Raw genomic sequence first — 19,888 nt, 5'->3', positions numbered from 1 at the left:
TACAGGGAGAATATGACGCATCCACTCGAGCCTATGCTGAGGCCGCAATCCGTCGCGATCATTGGCGCGTCGAATACGCCCTCACGGATTGGGGGCAGGCCAATCCACGCGATGAAGTCCGGCGGATATAAAGGCAGAATTTACCCGGTTAATCCGAATTATGAGGAAATCCAGGGTCTGCCCGCCTTCGCCAGCATTCAGGATGTCCCGAAAGGCATTGATTGCGCGATCATTGCGGTCCCGGCGAAGCTGGCGGTGCAGGCCATGCATGACTGCGCCGACAGGGGGGTGAAAAGTGCGGTCATGTTCACCTCCGGTTTTGCGGAGCAGAGCGAGGAGGGTGCCCGGGCCCAACGAGAAATCGCCGGGCTTGCCCGCGAAAGCGGGATGCGGGTGATTGGCCCCAATTGTCTCGGTGTGTTTAATATCAGCGCGGGCTGGTACGGGACTTTCAGTAACGCATACGGCACGCTTCAGCTTCCTCCTGGGCCCATCGGGATTGTCAGCCAGAGCGGCGCTTATGGCGGGCATGTCTTCACGGTATCACAGCAGCGCGGCGTCGGCTCCAACTATTGGGTGACGACGGGCAATGAATGCGACGTGGATGTGGCCGAGGTCATCGGCTATTACGCGCAAAATCCGGAAGTGAAGGTGATCCTTGCCTACGCGGAAGGCATGAAAAATGCCGATCGTATCTGCGAAGCACTGGAAATGGCGCGGGAGGCGCAAAAGCCCGTTATCTTCATGAAGGTTGGGAAAACGGCTGCCGGGGCCGCGGCGGCGGCCTCGCATACGGCGTCTCTTGCCGGCGCGGATGCCGTCTATGATGCGCTGTTCAAGCAATATGGGGTCTACCGGGCGGAGACCACGGAAGAATTCATCGATATTGCCTATGCCTGCCAGTTCGGGAAGTATCCCAAGGGACGCAAGATCAACCTGCAAACTATCTCGGGTGGCGTCGGCGTTCAGATGGCGGATGCCTCTGTCAAATATGGCCTTGAGGTTACGCCCTTGCCTATGGAGACACAGAAGAAGCTGAAAGAAATCATCCCCTTTGCCGGGGTTGGCAACCCGGTGGATTTCACGGCCCAGGCGCTGAATGATCCCGCTCTCATGCAGGCCAATGTTGAGCTGACAATTGAAGAGACGGATTTTGACAGCCATATTGTCTATCTGGCGAGCGTGGTCTCTTCACCTTTCACGCGGGATGCCTGCATCGGCATCTTTGAAAATATCCGCAAGAAATTTCCGGATGAAGTGATGCTGATGAGCATCATTGCGCCGAAGGAACTTGTTGCGATCTATGAGAAGATGAATCTGCCCTGCTTTGAGGATCCGTCCCTCACTGTCCGGGCGATGGCGGCGCTGACCCGTTTCGGGGAGGTTTTTGCGCGCGGGCGACCGGATGCGCCGCCAACCTTGCCGAAGGGTGCGCTCCCTGCCCCTGAAGCGCCGGTGGCGGAGCATGAGGCGAAAGAAATTCTGGCCAGCGCGGGCATTCCGGTGACGCGGGAAAGACTTGTCCGCTCGGCGGCGGAGGCCGTTCAGGCATGGCGTGATATTGGCGGCGCGGTGGTTATGAAAATTGCCTCCCCCGATATTCTGCACAAGACGGAAATTGGCGGGGTCCTTCTTAAGCTGAATACCGAGGCGGATGTCGCCGATGGCTACGCAACTCTGATAGCGCGGGCAAAGCAGGCTAAGCCCGATGCGCGCATTGACGGCGTTATTGTGGCCGAGATGGTGCCAAACGGTGTCGAGACTGTTATGGGGGTGGTTTGCGATCCGGTATTCGGGCCCGCGGTGATGTTCGGTCTCGGCGGTGTGTTTGTTGAAGTGCTGAAGGATGTGACCTTCCGTCTTGCCCCCTTCGGCGTGGATGAAGCGCGCCGGATGATTGATGAAATCCAGGGGCGGGCGATGCTGGACGGGGTGCGCGGTGCGCCGCCCTCCGATGTGAATGCGCTGGCGGAAGCTCTGTCCAGGCTTTCAGTTTTTGCGGCTGAAAATGCCGACAGGGTTGAAACGATTGATGTCAATCCGTTTATAGTTCTGCCCGAAGGGGCTGTTGCAGTTGATGCGCTGATTGTGCCGAAAGGAAATAAAAAATGAGAGCCTATGAAGGTATAAAAATCCTTGATTTTACACAAGTTCTGGCGGGCCCTGTCAGTACGCAAATGTATTCGCTGCTGGGCGCGGATGTGGTGAAGATTGAAGCGCCCGGGAAAGGAGATCAGCTTCGCGGGACCCTTTCGGATACGGAAATGGTGACAAAACGGTTATCCCCGGCGTTTCTGACGGTCAATCTCAACAAGCGGAGCCTCGCCATTGATCTCAAATCGGATCAGGGCCGGGAGATTGCCTATAAGCTTCTGGAAGATGCAGATGTCGTGGTCGAGAATTTCAGCCCCGGTGTCGCAAAGCGGCTTGGTTTTGACTATGAAACATTGAAAAAGCGTAAGCCCGATATCGTCTATTGCTCGATCAGCGGCTATGGTCAGCAGGGACCAAGAAGCAAGGACAAGGCCTATGATTCCGCCATTCAGGCCGCTGCCGGCCTGTTTAACCTGAATGGTCATGCGGAAACCGGCCCAACTCGCATCGGCATTATGGTGATTGATATGTTCACCGGAATTAATGCGGCATATGCGATCTCCTCCGCCCTGTTCCGGCGGGAGAGAACGGGGGAGGGGCAGTATGTCGATGTGGCGATGTATGACAGCGCCCTCATGTTGGCGGCGGCTCAGATGGCCGACTATATGGTGCGCGGTAATGTGCCTGCCCTTGTCGGCAACCAGTCCCCGACGCGGCAGCCGACGGCCGGTGTGTTCGATACAAAAGACGAGCGGAAAATCCTCATGGCGACCTTGACGCCTGAACATAACCTTCTCGCTCTCAAACTGATGGGGCTGGAACATATTCTCGAAGATCCGCGTTTCGCTACATTGGAGGCGCGCGAGCAGAATTTGAAAGAAGGTCTTGAACTGGTCAGTGCGGCAATGAAAACGAAAACGCTGGATGAGTGGCTGGATATTATGGGAAAGGCCGGGATCGCTGCGCAATCCGTCCGAACATTGCAGGAGGCGACGTCCGACCCGCAGCTTGAGCACCGGGGCATTATCGTTGAGGCCGAACATGTGCAGGGCTTTGACCAGGCGTTGCGGCTGGTTGGGGTTCCCTTCGTGGCCAATGAAGACAGCCCGATCAACAGGGCACTGCCGCCCGGCAAGGTCGGAGAGCATACGGAAGAGGTTCTGCGTGAACTGGGATTGCCGGAGAATGAGATTTCCCGCATTCTCGATCTTAACAAGCGTTGACGGGATGTTCTGTCGGGCGTTTCAAGAATGTCTTCTTGAATTCGCCGGTTATTGAATTTAAGGTCCGGCGAGTTGTTGAAACAATCGGGCCGGATAGACGTGACGGACGAATTTGAAAACAGGGAGCGGGTGCCGGCCTTCAATGTCCCGCCTGCGACCCTTTATCTGGTTGCGGCTATCATTGGCATTCATCTGCTGCTCAGTGTTACTACCGACGCGACGTTGGGCTGGGTTTACGGCTATTTCTCATTCCGTCCGGCGATCATTGCCGCCATTCTTGAAAATCCGACATTTGCGGGCATTCTGCATATCCCGGTGACGCTTTGCAGCCACCTGTTTTTGCACCATGACTGGACCCATATGGCGCTTAACGCCGGTATGCTGCTGGCCTTCGGCTCCCTGACCGAACGGCGGTTTGGCATAGTCCGCTTTCTGGTGCTGTATTTTCTGGCGGGGTGGTGCGGCGCGGCAATCGAATATCTGATTTCCCCTCCGTTTGAGGATGTCATTCTCTATGGGGCGTCAGCGGCGGTTTTTGGAACCATGGGGGCCGCCATGATTGTTCTGCTGCCCCGGTTTGGCCTGCGTGGAATCCTCATCATGATTGGCGTTCTGCTCGGGGTGAATGTGGTCCTTGGGGCAACCCCTCTTGGCGCTTTGTTCGCAGGAGGGGAGGCGGAAATTGCCTGGGTTGCCCATATGGCGGGCTTCGCGGTCGGCATGATACTGGCCCTCTTGTATGTTGTTCAGGGCAGAACGTCCGGACATTGATCCTGTTGTTATGANGCAGGTGACAGAGTTTAGGNNGGCGCCATAAAAAAGCACCTGGCTGCGGGGGAGCGAGAACCAGGTGCTTTCACAAGAAGGTGCGGCTGCACCTCCTCATTCCGATAATTTCTTTTATCCCTGTCGACGCCAGATGGGAAGGTCTTCGTCAGAGGAGGGTTGATAGGTAACCGTCATTTCATCGAACGCGCGGAGTGACTTTTGCAGCTCCTGATCTTCGCGNAACTTGAAAGCATTGATGCCGCAGCGCTGCATGTAAAAAAGCTGATCAAACAGAACGTCACCCGTCGCCCGGATCTCGCCTTTGAAGCCATAACGCTCCCTNAGCAGNCGCGCCTGGGTAAAGGCCCGCCCGTCCGCCATCTTCGGAAATTCGAGAACGATCAGATCCAACCGTTCAAGATCATCCCTGATCAGTGCCAGATCATCCGTATTGCGCAGCGCGACACCAAGGCGGCTATTGCGGGTCAGCAACATTTCCCGCGCATGCAGCCAGTCTTCCAGCGGTACATAGATATCCCCGGCAGGAAGGGACGCGGCATCCTCAAGCCCGGTAAACGGCGTCCACTCATCGACTTCAATCTTACGGTCTCTGATATAGCTATCCATAAAGCCGCTCCTTGAACGGGGCTTCGCCGAGCCGCCTGTAGGCCATGAGGAAAGTTTCACCCGGATCTTCCCGATTTTCAAGATATACCGATAGCACATTGCCGACCGCATCGATAATTTCTTCCGAATTGAACGCCGGACCTATGATCTTCCCGATGGCGGCATCCTCGCGGGCGCTGCCGCCGAGGGTCATCTGATAGACTTCCACGCCTTTCTTGTTGACGCCCAGAATGCCGATGTTGGCGACATGGTGATGACCGCAGGCGTTGATACATCCGGAGATATTGATGCTCAGATCCCCAAGGTCGTTGATGAAGTCATAATCATCGAACCGCTGCGTGATCGCCTGCGAGATGGGAATGGAGCGCGCCGTCGCAAGGGCGCAGTAATCCAGTCCCGGGCAGGAAATGATGTCNGTCAGATGGTTGTAGTTCGGCGTCGCCAGNTCCAGTTCCTTCAGATCCTCCCACAGGGCAGGAAGGTCCTTGAGCCGCACATCGCTGAGCACAAGATTCTGCCGGTGGGTCGAACGAAGCTGCCCCAGGCTGTATTTGTCNGCCAGATCGGCGATGGCGTCCATCTGATCTGCGGTCACNTCTCCGGGCGGCTGATGCGCGGTTTTNAGTGACAGATAGACGATGCGATAACCGGACTGCTTGTGCAGNTCGATNTTCTTCGTCACCCAGCGGGCNAAATCNGCATTCGTCAGNAGCAGATGATCGAAGGTATTATCACGGTCCGGCAGGTTTTCATACTCCGGGTCTTTGAAAAAGCCGTTGATCCAGNTGAAATCCTCATCGCGNAGATGAAGCCCGGTTGCCTTGATCTTTTCCCATTCCGCCTCAACCAGTTCACGGAATTTCTCCTCACCGGTTTCATGGACNAGAATCTTGATCCGCGCCTTGTANATNTTNTCGCGGCGGCCAAGCTGGTTATAAACACGCANNATGGCTTCAAGNTAAGTGAGCATATGCTCTTTCGGCAGGTAGGAGCGGATCACCTTGCCGATCATNGGCGTCCGGCCGAGNCCGCCGCCGACATAGACTTCCAGCCCGGTTTCCCCNGNCTCATTCNGGACCAGCCGCAGNCCGATATCATGAACGGCGACNGCCGCCCGATCCTGCGTGGCGCCNCTGACGGCGATTTTGAACTTTCTCGGCAGAAAGTTGAATTCCGGATGNAAGGTGGACCACTGACGGATCAGCTCGCAATAGGGCCGGGGGTCTTCCAGCTCATCNCGGGCGACACCGGCAAGCGGNTCGGACGTGGTATTGCGAATGCAGTTTCCNCTGGTTTGAATGGCATGCATTTCNGCTTTGGCGAGATCGTCCAGAATGTCGGGNACATCTTCCAGCTTTGGCCAGTTATACTGGATATTCTGCCGCGTGCTGAANTGNCCGTAGCCCNNGTCATANTTGCGGGCNATATGGGCNAGGGTCCGCATCTGATCCGAAGANAGCAGNCCATAGGGAATNGCGACGCGCAGCATATAGGCATTGAGCTGGAGATACAGCCCGTTGCGCAGCCGCTGGTGCTTGAANTCCTCTTCCGACAGCTCACCGGTCAGGCGCCGTTCCACCTGACTGCGAAACTGTGCAACCCGCTCCAGCAGGAGTTGATGATCCTGCTCTGAATATTGATACATGGTCTTTTCCGATGTTGTCAGGCGGCCTTGCGGCGCGCGCGCACATTATCATGGGGCAGGACGAATGTCGGGCCCGAGGCGCGAATCTGCTCGCGCTTGGTCGCGGCGACAAGGCCGTCCTTGGTTTCAACCACCTCAATTGCATAAGGGGCAACAATGAGGTTGTCCTGTTCTGACTGCTCGGCGGCGATTTTCAATGCTTCGAGGTCGTCGCCATCGCGTGCCGTTGCCTGGCGTATATCTGTGCTCCAGGAGGCCTCTCCGCTTTCCAGGCAGAGATATGCGACAAAACCTTCTCTCAACAGGGACGCCGTGTAGACTTGCAATGCCATCGTGGTCTCCTTCTCATGAATTCCGGGATCATCTGACACCGGTGCGTCTTCTCTTTCATGGATATATGTAAATATTTATTTAGAATAACTCAAGAAAAATGTATTTTAAAATATATTCACACATATATTATGTAAATTACACAACAGACAGGCTGGGTCGGCGGGCAACATGAATCCCGCATTCCGTTTTGTCCCGTCCGGCCCAACGTCCTGACCGGGGATCCGCGCCTTCGGCAACGCGGCTCGTGCAGGGCATGCATCCGATGGATTTGAAGCCATCAGCGACCAGCGGATGCGGCGGCAGATTGCGGGCGAGAAACGCCTGCTTGATATCCTCGCTGGTCCAGTCTGCCAGCGGGTTGATCTTGATGAAATCGACATCCGCCTCAATCACCGGAAGGGCGTCGCGCGTTGTCGCCTGAAACTGCTTGCGGCCGGTTATCCAGGCTTTGAAACCGAGATTTCCCATTTTATTCATGATGTTATCAAGCGGTGCCACTTTTCGGATATGGCAGCATTGATCCGGATCTTCATTAAACAGCATATCGTCGGGATCGAGGCGAAGTAGCGTATCCGCTTCCGGGTGCACAATTCTGACATCTTCAAGACCGAGATGGTCGGTCAGCGTTTTCTGATATCTGAGGGTTTCACCGAAGAGCCGACGCGTATCGAGAAAAATCACAGGGATTGTCGGATCGACCGTTGCCACGAGATCCAGGAGAACGGCAGACTCCGCCCCGAAGGAGGAGGAGAGCATGATCTGCCCGCCAAGCTCATTATGCACCAGGGCTTCGAGAAGAGCATGCCCGGAAAGGTGGCCATACAGACCACGCAGCCGCGCCGCTTCTGATTCGGGGTAAAACTGGGTTGCAATAGCCGACATGATAACTTCCAGAAATATAATCCTCTACGTTATTTACGTACTATAACATTAAATATCAACTCTAAACGTATTAAAAATTAAATAACATAAATAATATGTATTAATATGCACTCGATTAACGCAAAGCAATTGATCAATTTTCCCATTTCGGACAGACTTGCGATGAGGGAGAAGGATGACAGGATCTGTCCGGTATATGATGGGCGTGGTTGTTCTGCTGCTGCTGCCTGTGTCGGCATCGATGGCGGAACGGCTTGCCGTGCAGCGGATGGAGGACGGCCGCCTTTATGATGCAATGGGGGACGTCTACGATCTTGCGGGCGTCCGGCTTGTCGAACAGGCCGAGGAGCCCGCCGTCCACGCCGCGATGCAGGAGTTTATTGACGGGGTAATCGGTGGGGCGGATGTCCGGTTTGAGGCATCCCCTTTCGAGATGAGCGGCATGACGAAGAATCGCTATGGCGACCGGATCGGGGTCATTCTTTATGGAGAGAACAGATGGCTGGAGGAAGAGCTGATCCTGCGGGGATATGCGGTCTGGAGCGGCAGGGCCGGTTATCCGGACGATTTGCGTCGTCGGCTTGTCGCGGCGGAACGTATGGCTATTCTCGAAAAGGCGGGGCTGTGGCGCATGCGCACCGTTCTGGATTCGAATAATCCGCCGAAGCAATATTGGAAAGGGCAGTTCGTGATTGCCCGCGGGGTGGTGCGGGACGTGCACAAGACATCGGCGCGTACATATTTGAATTTCGGAGAGGACTGGAAAACGGATTTTACGGCGGCCATTCCGTCCTCGGTCCGGAGGAAATTTGAATCCGGGGGCTGGAAGTTGTCAGAGCTGAGCAATAAATCAATACTGATAAGAGGATTTGTAAGGTTTTATAACGGACCTTACCTGGAGCTCGATTTTCCCGAGCAGATGGAGATAGAAGGGACGGCAAATGACGAATAGCGGAATTTCAGCGAGTGCAATGGGCAGCGGTCGTGGTTGGCTGCGGCGCGGGTTGCTGATGCTCCCGCTTGTTTGCGCTGCCGCCCTGGCTGCCGCAAACCCGGCAAAGGCGGATATTCTCGATAATGTCTTTTCCATCTTCCAGCCCGATAATGACAGGGAAATCGGGGCGCAGCAGCACGATCGGGTCGTGGCGCAATATGGCGGCGAATATATCCAGCCGGGCCTGAATGATTATATTCTGGATGTCGGACTGCGGCTCGCCTTCGTCTCTGAAATGCGCGATTTGCCCTGGCGTTTCACCATTCTGAACTCCCCCGTTGTCAATGCCTTCGCCTTGCCGGGCGGCTATGTTTACATCACCCGCGGGCTGCTGGCCCTCGCCAATAACGAGGCGGAAGTCGCCGGGGTTCTGGCCCATGAAATCGGCCATGTGACGGCGCGACATGGCGCGGAGCGGCAGTCCCGGGCGACGGGGATCGGGCTGCTGGGCGCGTTGGCGGGGATATTGACCGGAAGCCAGGCTGTCGGCCAGATCGGACAGCAGCTCGGTGGCCTCTATGTCGCCGGTTATTCCCGTGATCAGGAGTATGAAGCGGATCAGCTTGGGGTGAAATATCTCGGTCTTGCCGGTTATCCGCGCGAAGCCATGGCGGATTTTCTGAAGCGGATGGAGGCGCAGACGCGCTATATGGCGGCGCTCACCGGCAACTCTGCGGGCGGCAGTTTTGATTTTTTTGCCTCCCACCCACAGACGGCCGACCGGGTCGGTCGCGCTTCCGCCTCGGCCAGTGCGAAGTCGGACAATCTTGACCGAGCATATGAAAAAGCCCGATATCTCGATGCGATCAACGGGATGCTTTATGGGGATGATCCGAAAGAGGGGATTATCCGGGGACGGGAATTTCTGCACCCGCCCTTGCGTTTCAAATTCGATGCGCCGCAAGGGTTTCAACTCATCAATTCTTCAAATGCGGTATATGCCGTTGATGGCAACGGTAACCAGATGGTGTTTGACATCAGGACTCAGAAAAGCGCCGGCCAGTCGATGTCGAACTATATGAAACGGGAGTGGCTCGCAAAAATTGATGTGCCTTCTATCTCAGCGACTGAAATAGGCGGTGCGCCTGCGGCGGTTGCCCGTTTCGCGCTCAACCAGAACGGCAAGCGCGCCTATTTCACCGTCGCCGCCATTGATTTCGGTGACGGCCGCGTGGCCAGGTTCATTTATCAGGCGGTATCAAACGATAGTGGCCTCAGTTCCCGCTTTACAGAAAGCTTTAGCAGTTTCCGGAAGATGAGTGCGGCGGAGGCGGCGGAAATCCGTCCCGCGACGGTTGTCATGGAAACGGTTCGGCAGGGCGACAGCCTTGAGCAGATTGTCGGACGGATGGCCAATATTGTAGAAGACAAAAAGGCGCTTTTCCTGCTGTTGAATCCGGCGTTCGAACAGGGCATGCCAGCCGCTGGCCAGCCTTACAAGACTGTGCAATATGGTACCTGAATTTCTGAATATCAGGATGCGACGCTGATCTGGTCGACAACCTCTCCGTCAACGGTGAAGCAGGCTGCGTCTAGCGTGCCGCCAAACCCGCATCCCCCGTCAATGGTGGCGGTATAGGGGGTGAGGGTAACGCCGCCATGCTGTCTTTCATAGCCACGGATGACTTTCTGAAAGCCGTAATAGGAACTGTCGATTGTCCCGAAACGCGGATTGCCCCACCAGAAATCGTCATTCTGTTCAATGACGGGCAAATCCGGATCAAGTCCGGCATGGACGAAAAGCAATTCGCCCCCTTCCGTATAGGCGGCCCGGCGCAGGGCGATGAAAATATCGTTATGGCCGGGATAGGCGCGAACTTTGTCGCGCAGGCGGTTGGTCCATTTCGCCATGGCAAGGGTGCCTTCGCGGATATATCTGCGGGCATCCTCAACGGATTCGCCATAGGCCTCGAGCGTTGCGCCGACATCATTGGCGACCATCCAGTCGAGAAGGCTGGCCGGCTGTGGGGCCAATTGAATTTGCAGAAGACCCCGCCAGATTTCTTCCTGCGCGCCGCGCAGAAAAACAATGTCTTCCGGCATCATGCCGGGCAGGCACAGACGATTGATCCGAAAGGACAATAATTCATCGAGAACCTCGCGGACCGCGCGCCCGCGACCCAGATAGTTTCCAAGATATACAAGTCGGTCGCCATGCATCCAGCGCCGGGCAATTTCGTCATGAAGTGCTTTCAGCGCGTCGGCTTCTCCATGAATTGAAGCGACGGCCCAGACCCGTTTCGCACAGCTCAGACAGCCGAATTTTTCATTGTATTTTCTTGAGTTCATGGTTGTTCACAATGAAACCTTGAAACGAGGTTGGCAAGTCCAGACGGAAATTATCAACAAATTTAAATAAAAAAAGCCCGGAATCACTTCCGGGCTTGAAAACATGTCCCTGGGTCGCAAAAATCAGGCGACTTTAAGGAACTTCTGAACCTTTTCGGTTGCCGCTTCCGCTTCGATTTGCTCAACGACGGCAAGTTCGCGGGACAGGCGGGCGAGGGCGGCTTCATATATCTGCCGTTCGCTGTAGGACTGATCCGGCTGGTCCTCACTCCGGTGCAGGTCGCGCACCACCTCGGCAATCTGGATAGGATCGCCGGAGTTGATCTTCGCTTCATACTCCTGGGCGCGGCGGCTCCACATAGTCCGTTTGATGCGTGCGCGTCCTTTTAGCGTATCCAGGGCGGACTTCATCTTCTTGGGGGAAGACAGAGCGCGCATGCCGACATTTTTGGCCTGTTTTACAGGAACACGCAGTGTCATTTTCTCATGGGCAAAGTCAACGACATAAAGCGTCAGTGACATCCCGGAAATTTCCTGCTCTTCGATTTTGATAACCTGCCCTACGCCATGGGTCGGGTAAACCACATGATCCAGCGGCGCAAATTCCATTTCCTTTGTCATTTATTTCCTTCTCATCAACCGTGGGAGTTCCCAATTTTCAACCAGACGTAAAAAAATGCAGCTCCCATTACAGCGCTGCAAAATTCCTCGCGTCATACATCAAAAAAACAGGTCATGCCGTGTTAGCGCAAATCGGGCCATAAGCCATTTGCGCGTCGTCCCTACGATACCAAACCTAGTGCATGAATAGGATCATAGCACAATTTTGTGCCAAAATCTAATATTCTTATTTAAATTGTAGCGGCCCCGTCAAAATCAAGGGGTGGCTGAATTTCAGTCACCGCTGCCGGGGTTTGCACTGAATTCGGCGGGGTATTTGCCGGATTTGCCGTTCCACTCTTCGGAATCGGCGGGCGGCTCCCCTTTCTGGGTGATGTTTGGCCAGATCTCGGCATATTCACGGTTGAGCTCCAGAAACGCGTCCGCCCCGTCTTCCGTATCGGGGAGAATGGCTTCTGCCGGGCATTCGGGTTCACAGACGCCGCAATCGATGCATTCGTCCGGATGAATGACCAGCATATTCTCACCTTCATAAAAACAGTCCACTGGACAGACCTCAACGCAGTCCATGAATTTGCAGCGGATGCAATTTTCGGTAACGACGTAGGGCATTTAATTTCTCCAGCCTGTGATATAGGGCAAAAACATAATACAGGGAGTCCGTCCCTAGGGATTATCTTTTATAATAATGAAAAACAACCCCAAAATCGGTACCTGATATAAAAATCAGTCTTCCTTGATACCGAGGCGGGCCATCACGCGCTTGCGGGCGTCGCCCCGGTCCCGGTCACTGACATAGATCAGCCCGGCAATCCGGCGTACCAGATTGGCTTCGAACTTGCTAAGCTTCCCATCCGCATAGGCAATTTCCCACAGCATCTCGATCATCTGAACGCGTGATTCGAAAGGGAAGCTGTCTTTGATCGTGCGGGTGAAGTAGAAAAGCTGCTCCGATTCCGCATGGGCGATTTCTGCCTGATGCACCACTTCACGGGCATCGGCGTCGGAAATGCCATAATGCCGCACCAGTACGGCGGTGATTGCGTCCCGCTCGACATCCTGAAAATCATTATCCGAAAGCGCCGCCTCGACCAGCAGCGCGGCAGTGGCAACACGCTCTTCATTCGGCAGGGAGACCGCGGCTTTATCGGACTCATCAGACAGCAGGGATTTCAAAAAGGCGATCATTCCATCTCCATTCGCTTGCCAGGCGCCGGGTCAGATACGTCCGTGGCACTGTTTGAATTTCTTGCCCGATCCACAAGGACAGGGAGCATTGCGGCGCACCTTGCCCCAATCACTTCCGGCATCGCCCGCAGCATTTGCCTCTGCCTCGTCAAACTCATTCTCGCCTGTGACGGGGTCGATATGCGTGGCGGTCATTTCCTCTTCATCCGGTTCGGGGCGGCGTAATTGTTCGGCCGGATTGCTAAGCTGCACATGGGACAGATAGGTCGTTACCGTTTCGCGAAGCTGATTGAGCATATGCTCGAACATATTGAAGGCTTCGCTTTTATATTCATTGAGCGGATCTTTTTGAGCATAGGCGCGCAGCGAGACACCCTGACGGAGCTGATCGAGCTGCAGCAGATGTTCTTTCCACGCCTGATCAAGAATTTGCAGCAGGATACTTTTTTCTACCATGCGCATGATATCCGGCCCGTAGCGCACGGCCTTTTCCGCCATCCTGCGGCCTGCGGCATCTTTCAGGCGGTCGCGGATTTCCTCATCGGCAATTCCTTCTTCCGCCGCCCATTCCTCAATTGGAAGATCAAGGCCGAGAATGCGGGCCGCCGATTGCTTCAGGCCCGCAACATCCCATTGCTCCGGATATGCCTTGGGCGGAATATGTTCCGTCACCATATCTTCGATCACTTCTTCGCGCATTGTCGTAACGGTTTCCGACACATCCTGCGAGTCCATCAATTCGATTCGCTGCTCATAGATGACTTTGCGCTGGTCATTCATCACATCATCGAATTTCAAGAGGTTCTTGCGGATTTCGTAGTTGCGCGCTTCCACCTTTTGCTGGGCTTTTTCAAGCGCCTTGTTGATCCAGGGATGGACAATCGCCTCCCCGTCTTCAAGGCCGAGTTTACGCAGCATGCCATCCATCCGCTCGGATCCGAAAATACGCATGAGATCATCCTGCAAGGACAGGAAGAAGCGGGACATGCCCGGATCGCCCTGTCGGCCGGAGCGGCCGCGAAGCTGGTTGTCGATGCGGCGAGACTCATGCCGCTCCGTTCCGATAACGAAAAGGCCGCCCGCGTCGAGGACTTTCTGGCGTTGCTCGGCAATTTCCGCCTTCACCTCTGCGGCAACTTTTGCAATGTCGGCTTCGTCGGTCAGGTCGGCGGTCCTGGCGGCAATTGCCATTTCTTCATTGCCGCCGAGCTTGATATCGGTGCCGCGTCCGGCCATGTTGGTGGCGATGGTGACTGCGCTGATGCGGCCCGCCTGGCTGATGATCTCTGCTTCCTGCTCGTGATAGCGGGCATTCAGGACCTTGTGGGGAATTTTTTTCTGCGTCAAAAGAGCCGCGAGCATTTCCGACTTTTCGATGGAGACCGTTCCGACCAGCACCGGTTGACCGCGTTTGCTGCAATCTTCAATTGTTTCCACGATCGCCGCATATTTCTCTTCCGCTGTCCGGTAAACCTCATCGTCGGAATCAATACGGGCAACCGCAACATTGGTGGGCACCTCGACGACTTCAAGGCCGTAGATTTCGAGAAATTCGTCTGCCTCTGTGGCGGCCGTGCCGGTCATGCCGGAAAGTTTTTCATAGAGCCGGAAATAATTCTGGAAGGTGATGGAGGCGAGTGTCTGGTTCTCCGGCTGGATCGTTACCTTTTCCTTGGCTTCCAGCGCCTGATGCAGTCCTTCCGAATAGCGGCGTCCCTCCATCATGCGGCCGGTGAACTCGTCAATGATGACCACCTTGTCATTCTTGACGATATAGTCCCGATCCTTTTCAAACAACTTATGCGCCCTGAGCGCCTGGTTGAGATGATGGACGATGGACACATTTTCGACATCATAGAGATTGCTGCCTTTCAGCAGTCCGGCATCGGCGAGAACCTGCTCAATCCCCTCCGCCCCAGCTTCCGAAAAGCCGACGGTTTTGGTTTTTTCATCGACTTCATAGTCGCTTTCCTGAAGGTTCGGGATCAGTGCGTCGATGGCCTTGTAAAGCTCCGATGAATCTTCCGCAGGGCCCGAGATGATCAGCGGCGTTCGCGCCTCATCAATCAGGATACTGTCCACCTCGTCAACGATGGCATAATGAAATCCCCGCTGCACCATGGCGGATTTTTCATATTTCATATTGTCGCGGAGGTAATCAAAACCGAATTCGTTGTTGGTGCCATATGTGATGTCGGCGGCATAGGCGGCGCGGCGCTCATTATCATCAAGGCCATGGACAATACAGCTTACGGAAATCCCGAGGCGGGCATAGACCTGTCCCATCCATTGTGAGTCGCGTCGGGCGAGGTAGTCATTGACCGTGACCACATGAACGCCCTTGCCGGTGAGGGCATTAAGATAGGCAGGCAGGGTAGAGACCAGGGTCTTGCCTTCACCGGTTTTCATTTCGGTGATCTTGCCCTGATGCAGCACGATACCGCCGATAAGCTGGACATCATGATGCCGTTCGCCAAGCGCCCGCCGCGCCGCCTCGCGCACACAGGCGAATGCTTCGGCCAAGAGATCGTCAAGCTTGGCGCCATCGGCCAGGCGGGCCCGAAATTCGTCGGTTTTAGCCAGCAATTCGGCGTCACTCAATGGCTTGATCGTGTCTTCCAGCGCATTGATTTCGTCAACCTTGGTTCGTACAAGTTTGAGAGCCCTGTCGTTCGGCGTTCCGAACAACTTTTTGGCAATAGAACCGAACATATTTGACTAAGCTCCAGTCATGGGTTGCGTTTCCGGGCAGGCATTATTTATACAGCGGCATTGCTTTCTGTACAGTTCAGCCTCGCATTTGCGGAAAATTCTCCTTGTGATTAAGGTGACAGATAAGCGGCCTGCGTTGATCTGTCAATCTATCCGGCACCGAGAGCGGCAAAAGCTGCCGATTTCATGGCGAAAATAAGGAAATTGTCCCTTGTGTCGATGAATATGTTGTTATGAATATAAATATTACTATATTCGCAGCAACTTCCGATACACGGAAGATGTATGTTGAGGCGGCGAGTCCGCAAAGATTGATTGGGATTCAACTATTATGAAATCATTACATTATTTCGCACTGGCAGTTATTGCAGTGCTGTGCCTGGCCATTGGTTACTTCTTTGGCGCACAGGGCGGCCCGATTGCCCTGAATGAGCCGGGCCAGATTGCAGAGAATGCGCAAGACAGCAGTGCGGACGCCGCCGGAAACACCGGGGCACAAGCGGAGGAAGACAGCAGCGAAGTGCTGGCGACGGTTAATGGTGAGAACATCACCGAAGCAGACGCGCGCGGGCTTTATGAGTCCCTGCCTCCGCAATATCGTCAGATTCCCATGGAAATGGTCAAGCCGCAGCTCGTCCAGCAGCTTGTGAATATGGAAGTCGTCTCACAAGCGGCCGAAGCGGACAAGCTCTATGAGACAGAGAGCTTCAAAAGCAAGCTTGATACCGCCCGCACCCAGCTCCTGCAGGAAGCCTATCTCGCCGCCAAGATAGACGAGTTGGTTACCGAGGAGACATTGCAGGCGGAATATAAGAAGATCGTTGACGGTTTCACGCCGGAAGAGGAAGTACATGCCCGCCACATTCTTCTCAAGACCGAGGAGGAAGCAAAGGACATGATCAAGCTGCTCGATGACGGCGGGGACTTTGCCGAGCTGGCCAAGGAATATTCAACCGGTCCCTCTGGTCCGACGGGAGGCGATCTTGGATATTTCACCAAGGAACGGATGGTGCCTGAATTTGCCGAGGCGGCGTTTAATCTGAAAGATGGCGAATACAGCAAGGAACCGGTTAAATCCGAGTTCGGATATCACGTCATCAAGACAGAAGGCCGTCGCAATACTGAACCGCCAAAATTTGAGGAAATGGAAGAGGAATTGCGCGCTGAAGCAACCAATACGGCAGTTGACAAATTGCTTGAGGATCTGAAGGCGGACGCCACGATTGTTGTGGTCGCCCCTCCGGCCGAGGAAAAACCGGCGGAGGAAACGCCGCAGGAGGGCAGTGCTACCGACGGGCCTGCGAAGGCAGTGGAACCGGCTGCAACGGACGACAGCGGGGCGACAACATCTGAAGAGCCGAAAAAGTCCGAATAGCTTTCATTCTTATAAAAATGCAAAAGGCCCGGAAATTTCCGGGCCTTTTCTGTGGTAATATACAGTTGTGGAACCGGATCAGGCGTCTGTTGTCGGTAGCCAGGGAATTTCCGCAATCTCAACGCCTTCCTCTCGCAACTCCTGCCGCTCGTCGGGCGTGGCTTCTCCATAAATGCCGTGCTGCTCAACCTCTCCATAATGGATCTTGCGGGCCTCCTCCGCAAAGCGGGGGCCGACATAGCTGCAATTATCCTCGATCTGCTTGCGTAATTCGCGAAGCGCCGTAACGGCCATGGCAGCCTGCTCCGTCTGTTGCCGGGCGATAGTTTCACGCCGGACCTCGTTGCGGCTGCCTTTGCGTGCAACTGCGGGCGCCATGGGCGCTTTCACTGTCTTGGTTGATCCGCATACGGCACAGATAATGTCGCCGGCCATCGCCTGCTCATCATAGGTGGCGCTGTTCTTGAACCATGCTTCGAAGACATGGGAATTTTCGCATTTAAGGTCGTATTTAATCATCTGTCAGAAAATACCAAGCGGACCAATTACCTTTTCAAGAAATAGTCGATTTCCTGATAAACACAAGCGCTTGTTCCCTGATATAACAAACTGATGAACGCCTTGTCCCCCTGGATTGCAGCACATCTCTCCCGGATACCATTCACGGGGCCCGTGCTGGATGTTGCCTGCGGCGCGGGGCGGCACAGCCTGGCGCTATGCGCGCGCGAGCACCGGGTAATCGCCATAGATAAAGATACCGACACCATTGCCGCGCATGGCCATGTGCCCGGCTTGACGATCCTGACGGCGGATCTTGAGGCGGCGCACTGGCCATTCAGGCCGCAGTCATTTGCGGGGATCATTGTGGTCAATTATTTATGGCGACCGCTTTTTCCGGGTCTGGCAAAGGCGCTACAGCCGGGCGGCGTGCTGCTCTATGATACCTTCATGCGCGGAAATGAGCGGTTTGGCAGGCCCCGTAACCCTGATTTTCTGCTCAAACCCGGTGAGTTGCGGCAAGCATTCGAAACGTCTCTTGAAACCCTTGATTATTTCGAAGGCGACGTCGAGCTGCCAAAACCCGCCTGCCGTCAGATGATTGCCGCCCGAAAGCCATTATATCCGAAGGTTGTCTAAAAACTATTCTGCGGCTTTCGTTGCCGCCTCCGGGCCGGCGAGGCGGAAGTCGCGGATATTTCTCAGATTGGGAATTTGCTGACGCCGCCTTGCCACCTGATCCATATCAATATGGGCGGTGATGATACCGGGGTCTTCCCCGCCGTCGGCCAGCACTTTCCCCCACGGGTCGATTATCAGCGAATGGCCATAGGTGAAGCGTTTCTCTGAATGCTGTCCGCATTGCGCCGGTGCAATCACGAAACAGCCGTTTTCGATGGCTCGTGCGCGCAGCAGGGTATGCCAATGCGCATCCCCCGTCGTCGCTGTAAAGGCTGCCGGAACGGTTACAATTCCAGCACCGCCAAGGGCAAGCTGCTGATACAGATGGGCGAATCGCACATCATAACAAACGGTCATGCCAAGCAGGCCCCAGGGCGTTTCGGCAAGCCGTGCCGTATCTCCCGGTGCATAGGCACGGCTTTCCTTGTGGGATTCTCCGGTGTCGAGTTCCACATCAAACATATGAATCTTGTCATAGGTGGCGGCGATTTCCCCGTCGGGACGGATCAGGACTGAGCGGTTGGCCAGGCGGTCGTCATCCGGCTTTTTGATGACGAGGGAGCCTGCGAGAATCCATACGCCCGTTTCACTGGCGAGATCGCGAAAGGCCCGAAGGGTCACATCCTCCTCCTGAAGTTGCGCCTGGGCCCGGGCCTTTGCCTTGTTCGGCTCCAGCATATTGGTCACTTCGGGGGTGGTGATCAGGTCAGCGCCTGCCGCTGCCGCTTTGCGGATCAGGGCTGTTGCGGCGGCCAGATTTTCCTGTACATCGCCCTTACTGGTAATCTGGACACAGGCGGCTGTGAAAGATGACATTTTCTTCTCCTTTCCCGGCTCAGGCTATTCCGAGTATCTGATCAAGTTTTCCGTCCGCATCCAGCTTGTGCAGATAATCGCTGTCGCCAAGATGTTCCCCGTCAATGAAGATTTGCGGTACCGTATAGGCGCCGTGGGCGCGTTTCGTCATTTCCTCGCGTAGATCACCCGCCACCGTGACATCAATTTCCTGATAATCCACCCCTTTTTCTTTCAGCAGCTTCTTGGCGCGCGCGCAATAGGGGCAGAACATGGTGGTATAAATTTCAATGCGTTTCATTTTTGATGCTTTTCAATAAAGGGGCGCCCGCCACATTATATAGCGGTGTTGCCCGCGCGGACAACCCGGCTGATGGTGAGCACGGAAACATCCGCCGCACCGGCCTTGAGTAATGCTTTGGCGCAGGCGCTGACCGTGGCTCCCGTTGTCAGCACATCGTCAATAAGAAGAATGCGCCTATCCGTTACCATCTGCTGTCGCGACGGGTTTACCAGGAAGGCGCCCCTCACATTTCGGAACCGCGCACTGGCATTCAGGCCCCCCTGGGATCGCGTCGGACGTTGGCGCAGGACCAGGTCGGGAACGGCAGCTTTGCCGGTGCGCTTTGCTATTTCCAGCGCCAGCAGGGCGGACTGGTTGAAACGCCGACTGATCAGTCGCCGCCGATGCAGGGGCACAGGGCAGATAATATCGCATTCACGGATCAGAGAGGTACCTGCGCGTATCATCCATCCCGCGAAAGCGGGCGCCCGGTCTGTCTGATCGGAATGCTTGTAGCCGAGGATCATATCGCGGCTGGCCTCATCATATTTGAAAACAGACCGGGCATGGGAATAGGGCGGCGGTCTTTTGATGCAGGCGCCGCAGACTGCGCCTTTGCCGACATCATATTCAAAAGGATAGCCGCAGATGTCGCAAAAGGGGGCGGAGATATAGGTTATTTCAGACCAGCAATCAGCACATAGGTGTCCGGAAGAGTCGATCATCTCGCCGCATTTTATGCAGCCCGGCGGGAAAGCAACATCAAGGATGGCTTTCCTGAACTGGCGTAAAAGATGCGTGGCGGGCGCGGGCATGGTGCCGTGAACTATAGCGGACAACGGCCGCAATCGCCATGGGTATTGCGCGGAAGAATTTGTTA

The 19,888-nt window shown here is 55.2% G+C and carries 20 protein-coding genes; 7 read left to right on the top strand and 13 right to left on the bottom strand.

Going from position 1 to position 19,888, the window contains the following annotated elements:
• Positions 1-12 precede the first annotated feature (12 nt).
• The 3 genes from CMN55_RS04830 to CMN55_RS04820 all read left to right on the top strand — a co-directional run bounded on the left by CMN55_RS04830 (position 13) and on the right by CMN55_RS04820 (position 4,088).
• Entirely contained in the window at positions 13-2,112 is a 2,100-nt protein-coding gene (locus tag CMN55_RS04830; protein WP_293948411.1) for an acetate--CoA ligase family protein, read from the top strand.
• Positions 2,109-3,317, top strand: coding sequence for a CaiB/BaiF CoA transferase family protein (locus tag CMN55_RS04825; protein ID WP_293948410.1), 1,209 nt, complete (start codon positions 2,109-2,111; stop codon positions 3,315-3,317). Before CMN55_RS04830 ends, CMN55_RS04825 begins: the two co-directional genes overlap by 4 nt.
• 99 nt (positions 3,318-3,416) lie before the next feature.
• A complete protein-coding gene (locus CMN55_RS04820) occupies positions 3,417-4,088 on the top strand; it encodes a rhomboid family intramembrane serine protease (protein ID WP_293948409.1) in 672 nt (223 codons plus the stop codon).
• A 129-nt stretch (positions 4,089-4,217) separates the two neighbouring features.
• Here the strand turns inward: CMN55_RS04820 and CMN55_RS04815 are convergent, their stop codons facing one another.
• The 4 genes from CMN55_RS04815 to CMN55_RS04800 form a co-directional block, all read right to left on the bottom strand.
• Positions 4,218-4,580 (bottom strand): DUF934 domain-containing protein, encoded by a 363-nt coding sequence (locus CMN55_RS04815; RefSeq protein WP_459253647.1) that lies wholly within the window; start codon positions 4,578-4,580, stop codon positions 4,218-4,220.
• 124 nt (positions 4,581-4,704) lie between these two features.
• The gene (locus tag CMN55_RS04810) at positions 4,705-6,357 is read right to left on the bottom strand and encodes a nitrite/sulfite reductase (protein WP_293948407.1); all 1,653 of its coding nucleotides are present in this window, start codon (positions 6,355-6,357) and stop codon (positions 4,705-4,707) included.
• A gap of 17 nt (positions 6,358-6,374) precedes the next feature.
• A complete protein-coding gene (locus tag CMN55_RS04805; protein ID WP_293948406.1) occupies positions 6,375-6,689 on the bottom strand; it encodes a DUF2849 domain-containing protein in 315 nt (104 codons plus the stop codon).
• A 136-nt stretch (positions 6,690-6,825) separates the two neighbouring features.
• Positions 6,826-7,572, bottom strand: a complete 747-nt coding sequence (locus tag CMN55_RS04800) for a phosphoadenylyl-sulfate reductase (RefSeq protein WP_293948405.1) — start codon at positions 7,570-7,572, stop codon at positions 6,826-6,828.
• 175 nt (positions 7,573-7,747) lie between these two features.
• Between CMN55_RS04800 and CMN55_RS04795 the strand changes: the two genes are divergently transcribed.
• Positions 7,748-8,524 carry a thermonuclease family protein gene (locus CMN55_RS04795; RefSeq protein WP_293948404.1) on the top strand — a complete coding sequence of 259 codons (777 nt, stop codon included), beginning with the start codon at positions 7,748-7,750 and terminating at the stop codon, positions 8,522-8,524.
• Positions 8,514-10,028 (top strand): M48 family metalloprotease, encoded by a 1,515-nt coding sequence (locus tag CMN55_RS04790; protein WP_293948403.1) that lies wholly within the window; start codon positions 8,514-8,516, stop codon positions 10,026-10,028. Before CMN55_RS04795 ends, CMN55_RS04790 begins: the two co-directional genes overlap by 11 nt.
• A gap of 11 nt (positions 10,029-10,039) precedes the next feature.
• Here the strand turns inward: CMN55_RS04790 and CMN55_RS04785 are convergent, their stop codons facing one another.
• The 5 genes from CMN55_RS04785 to secA all read right to left on the bottom strand — a co-directional run bounded on the left by CMN55_RS04785 (position 10,040) and on the right by secA (position 15,376).
• Positions 10,040-10,855, bottom strand: coding sequence for a metallophosphoesterase family protein (locus CMN55_RS04785; protein ID WP_293948402.1), 816 nt, complete (start codon positions 10,853-10,855; stop codon positions 10,040-10,042).
• A gap of 123 nt (positions 10,856-10,978) precedes the next feature.
• The gene (locus CMN55_RS04780; RefSeq protein ID WP_293948401.1) at positions 10,979-11,476 is read right to left on the bottom strand and encodes a CarD family transcriptional regulator; all 498 of its coding nucleotides are present in this window, start codon (positions 11,474-11,476) and stop codon (positions 10,979-10,981) included.
• Positions 11,477-11,749: 273 nt separating this feature from the next.
• On the bottom strand, positions 11,750-12,088 hold the full coding sequence (fdxA, locus tag CMN55_RS04775) for a ferredoxin FdxA (protein WP_293948400.1): 339 nt from the start codon (positions 12,086-12,088) through the stop codon (positions 11,750-11,752).
• A gap of 114 nt (positions 12,089-12,202) precedes the next feature.
• Positions 12,203-12,664, bottom strand: coding sequence for a tellurite resistance TerB family protein (locus tag CMN55_RS04770; protein ID WP_293948399.1), 462 nt, complete (start codon positions 12,662-12,664; stop codon positions 12,203-12,205).
• Between the two features lie 30 nt (positions 12,665-12,694).
• Positions 12,695-15,376 (bottom strand): preprotein translocase subunit SecA, encoded by a 2,682-nt coding sequence (secA, locus tag CMN55_RS04765; RefSeq protein WP_293948398.1) that lies wholly within the window; start codon positions 15,374-15,376, stop codon positions 12,695-12,697.
• A 331-nt stretch (positions 15,377-15,707) separates the two neighbouring features.
• Here secA and CMN55_RS04760 point away from each other — a divergent pair, with 331 nt between their 5' ends.
• The gene (locus CMN55_RS04760; RefSeq protein WP_293948397.1) at positions 15,708-16,751 is read left to right on the top strand and encodes a peptidylprolyl isomerase; all 1,044 of its coding nucleotides are present in this window, start codon (positions 15,708-15,710) and stop codon (positions 16,749-16,751) included.
• Between the two features lie 78 nt (positions 16,752-16,829).
• On the opposite strand, the gene CMN55_RS04755 is transcribed toward CMN55_RS04760, so the two are convergent.
• Entirely contained in the window at positions 16,830-17,270 is a 441-nt protein-coding gene (locus tag CMN55_RS04755) for a DUF1178 family protein (RefSeq protein ID WP_293948396.1), read from the bottom strand.
• Positions 17,271-17,363: 93 nt separating this feature from the next.
• Here CMN55_RS04755 and CMN55_RS04750 point away from each other — a divergent pair, with 93 nt between their 5' ends.
• Positions 17,364-17,888 carry a class I SAM-dependent methyltransferase gene (locus tag CMN55_RS04750; protein ID WP_293948395.1) on the top strand — a complete coding sequence of 175 codons (525 nt, stop codon included), beginning with the start codon at positions 17,364-17,366 and terminating at the stop codon, positions 17,886-17,888.
• 3 nt (positions 17,889-17,891) lie between these two features.
• Here the strand turns inward: CMN55_RS04750 and CMN55_RS04745 are convergent, their stop codons facing one another.
• From CMN55_RS04745 to CMN55_RS04735, 3 genes are read right to left on the bottom strand one after another with little or no spacing between them, the layout of a single operon-like run.
• The gene (locus CMN55_RS04745; protein WP_293948394.1) at positions 17,892-18,746 is read right to left on the bottom strand and encodes a carbon-nitrogen hydrolase family protein; all 855 of its coding nucleotides are present in this window, start codon (positions 18,744-18,746) and stop codon (positions 17,892-17,894) included.
• 19 nt (positions 18,747-18,765) lie between these two features.
• Positions 18,766-19,026, bottom strand: coding sequence for a glutaredoxin 3 (gene grxC / locus CMN55_RS04740; RefSeq protein ID WP_293948393.1), 261 nt, complete (start codon positions 19,024-19,026; stop codon positions 18,766-18,768).
• A gap of 35 nt (positions 19,027-19,061) precedes the next feature.
• Positions 19,062-19,847 carry a ComF family protein gene (locus CMN55_RS04735; RefSeq protein WP_293948392.1) on the bottom strand — a complete coding sequence of 262 codons (786 nt, stop codon included), beginning with the start codon at positions 19,845-19,847 and terminating at the stop codon, positions 19,062-19,064.
• Positions 19,848-19,888 lie beyond the last annotated feature (41 nt).

The organism is Sneathiella sp., assembly GCF_002694385.1.
Lineage (GTDB): Bacteria > Pseudomonadota > Alphaproteobacteria > Sneathiellales > Sneathiellaceae > Sneathiella.
The sequence above is the reverse complement of the archived record's forward strand: the minus strand, read 5'-3'. Positions and strand labels throughout refer to the sequence as shown.